At 65.2% G+C, this 3,210-nt stretch carries 3 protein-coding genes; 1 reads left to right on the top strand and 2 read right to left on the bottom strand.

What is annotated here, in order from left to right; genetic code table 11:
• Positions 1 to 4 precede the first annotated feature (4 nt).
• Positions 5 to 328 carry a hypothetical protein gene (locus tag EB084_22385; protein NDD31012.1) on the top strand — a complete coding sequence of 108 codons (324 nt, stop codon included), beginning with the start codon at positions 5 to 7 and terminating at the stop codon, positions 326 to 328.
• Between the two features lie 307 nt (positions 329 to 635).
• On the opposite strand, the gene EB084_22380 is transcribed toward EB084_22385, so the two are convergent.
• Both EB084_22380 and EB084_22375 read right to left on the bottom strand, forming a co-directional pair.
• The gene (locus tag EB084_22380; GenBank protein ID NDD31011.1) at positions 636 to 1,298 is read right to left on the bottom strand and encodes a hypothetical protein; all 663 of its coding nucleotides are present in this window, start codon (positions 1,296 to 1,298) and stop codon (positions 636 to 638) included.
• Positions 1,299 to 1,711: 413 nt separating this feature from the next.
• Entirely contained in the window at positions 1,712 to 3,058 is a 1,347-nt protein-coding gene (locus EB084_22375) for a class A beta-lactamase-related serine hydrolase (GenBank protein ID NDD31010.1), read from the bottom strand.
• Positions 3,059 to 3,210 lie beyond the last annotated feature (152 nt).

Below are 3,210 nucleotides of genomic sequence, written 5' to 3'. Positions count from 1 at the left end.
CGCCATGGCGTATGACAAGATGAAGCGCGCGCAGTCGAGAGAAGACGTTCGCGGGTGGGTTGAGATGCGTGAGAAGGGTCACCACGACTTCGTCTCTGGGTTGGCTGGTGCGCGTGAAGATGGGGTGCTCGAGGGACTGCAGCGCGGACGAGAGCAGGGGCTTCAAGAAGGTCGCCAGCAGGGCCTCGAGCAGGGGATGGATCTGGGCAGCGTGGGGGCGCGTCGCGAGACCGCGCGGCGGCTTCTGGCCGAAGGGCTCGATGTCGCGCTGGTCGCGCGATCTACCCAGTTCAGCGAAGCCGAGGTCGAGGCCCTTCGCAACAAGTGAGCGACCTGGTCTCTGACCTGGGCGAAGACGTGACCCAACGAAGAGGCGGTGCAGCCGAATCAGCCGCACCGCCTTTTTCTTCTATCAAGCACCAGAGTCTGTGACGCGATACGCCACACCCCCCCACGCCCACAGCGCACGCACGCTACGGCATATCGAGAGCCATCTGCCAACCCCTATGGGCGTGCTGCGTCCGGATTCGTGTATGAGCGGGATAGGGAGGACTCCGCGGACGCAGCACTTCGCAGCGAGATCACCCGGGCCTGGCTGAGATGGCGATACCGCTCGGGCGCGCAGGTGATCAAGATCACCTGGCAGTGCCGCCCGGCCACCGTGAGCACGGCGCCCAGGCTCTTGAGACGCCCAGCGTGCTGAGTGTGCCTCTGGTGTTCGTCACTGCCGTGCGCGCCAGCTCGAGTCGGGCAGTTTCGAGCGCGTCGACGGCCGTCTTCAGCTGGCCTTGCTGCTCTGCCCTGCGCGTTGTGAGCTCGGCCAGCGCCCCCGCCGACGCGCTGCAGGCACGATCAGCCTCTTCGAGGTCGTGTTCGACCTGGGTTGCGTTGGCTTCGGCCTCGCGAACGAGACGCATGGCGTCGTCGGCGTCGACGGCGGGCTCGGGGGGGGCATTCATCAGCGACGGACGGGCTTCGGCGTGCATGGCCACCTCAGTGCGCTTGTTCGCCATGCTCGTGCGCATGGTGTTGAGGGTCTGCTTGCCAAGCAGCGTCTTGAGGGGCTTCTGCGCACTGCGCTCGTTGTTGGTGGCAATTTCTCGCACCTGCATCTGGCGCTGGGCGTCGTCGACGCTGGTCGCGCCGCTCGAGGTGAGCAGATCAGCCTGCGCGCGCTCGGCGACGTAGCGCTGATCTTGCAGGTCGCTGAGCGAGGTTCCGGGAGAGGCCGTCACGGTAGGTATCTGGGGAAGGTCAAGCGTCAACGGGGCGACAACGTTGACCTCAGACCGGTACATGCTGGCTGGCGGCGACGTCCAAGCAAATTCTGGTGCGTCAATAACTCCAATCGTCATCTGCTTCCCCCCCGCCGCAGCCCAGGGGTTTCCCCGCGAGCGACTCGTCACCACGCGGGAGCAGAGCGGGGGAACCCCTGGGCGAAGGTTCGGGCCTTGCCGCCGGGTCCATGTACCCTGTACCACGCTGCGCGTATATTTTGATACAAACTGCCCCCCCTCGGCGCAGAATCGTGGCGGGTACGCCCGAATTGAGTCGCCCGCGCGCATCGCCCTGGCGCAGGCCTTTCGTGCGACAAGATCTTTGTGAAAGACGGCGCGGTCAATGCTGTGTGCCTCTGGGCTCATTCGCTGGTTCACCGAATCGGTGGTTTGTTCAAGACAAAGCAGCTCGTTGAGCCTTCCGCAGCCACACCTCAACGATGGCGGCTGCGGTCGAGCCATGCCTCGATGAGGCTTCCCGCCGCCTCATCGCAGGCGGCTGCGGCTTCGGTTCCTCCGCGGTTGGCGGTGAGGAGCACGGCGAAGTCGCGTTCGGGAGAGAGCCATGCGACCGAATAGTTCAGGTTGTTGCTGCCATCGTGCGTCAGTATCCGACCGCCCCAGGCGCGCTGCATGATTTGCCATCCACAGGCGTCTTCGGCGCCGGCAGGGGGTGTCTGCAGCGTGCGGTAGGTCTGCGGTTCGAGCAGCGCGCGCTCGCCCCGCGCTCCCTTCAGCTGATCGGACACGAAGCGCGACCAGTCGGAGAGCGAGCAGTGCACGCGACCGGCCGGGCCGATCACGGGCGGGTTGTCGAGGGTGACGGGCCGCCCCGTCTCGTCATGCCCCCAGGCGCCGGCTCGACCCGTCACCGGACCGTAGCCAACGCTCGTCATGCCCAGCCGACCGAACACGCGGCTCTCCATGAGTGCTTCCCAGGTCTGGCCGGTTCGCTGTTCTGCCATGGATGCCGCGATGACGTAACCGAGGTTCGAGTACAGGTAACTGCCGCGCTTTGCGGCCAGCCGTCTCGTGAAGGCGGTTCGTGCTGCCTGCAGCCGCTGATCGCGGATGGGCTGCTGGGGGGAGATGGCATGCCAGTCGAGATCTTTGGGAAGGCCGGAGCGGTGCTGCAGCAGCTGCAGGAGGGTGATCGATCGCGCGCTTGCCGAGAGCTCGGGTATCTGGCTGCCGAATACCTCGCCCACCGTCGTGTTCCAGCGCAGCTTGCGCTCCTCGACGAGGGTGCCGAGCATGGTGGCCGTCATGGCCTTCGTGTCGCTGCCAAGGTGCCAGCGGTCTTCGGCCGTGACCGGAACCGCTGTGCCAGAACGTCGCACACCGACCACGCCGATGGCCTGCAGGCCTTGCGACGTCACGATCGCGCCGCCCAGCGCGGGGACTGCGTGACGCGTGAGCAATGGCTTCAGAACCCGAATCACGTCGCCCACAGCAAGCGGACGTGCCGAAGCAGCCGAGGAGAGAAGCCCGAGAAGGCAGAGAACCAGAAATGGCCTGCGCATTTCTGGCCCGTGCTTCCCGCTGACCATTGTCCGCTCCTGCGAATTACAGCGCATCCTCACCTCCATTCCGGCGAGGGACTGCTCGGGTCGCGTTTGCGTCGAACATTGCGGATCGGCTTCACGGCGGCTTTCGCTCATCGCTGTTCGGTGAAGCTGCGGTCCGAACAAGCCGGGAAAACCGCCCAGAGAGGCGGTCGTCCCGGCTTGTTCGGGGTGGCCTGGCAACCGTGCTCCTTGATGCCAAGGGCCCCCTCTCATCCGGCCTCCCTTGAGGGCCCCACATCTGTAAATTTGGACACTTGAGCTGAGGAGCTGAGGTTGACAACGTTTGGCCACGTGGCTGCAAAGTCTTTCGTGCTTCGCAGGAGCAAACTGCTTGCACTGGATTTGCCCTGCCTCCGTTGCTTGCA

The sequence above is a fragment of the Pseudomonadota bacterium genome, assembly GCA_010028905.1.
GTDB lineage: Bacteria > Vulcanimicrobiota > Xenobia > RGZZ01 > RGZZ01 > RGZZ01.
Note: the sequence above shows the minus strand (reverse complement) of the source record. Positions and strands in the feature narration are given on the sequence as shown.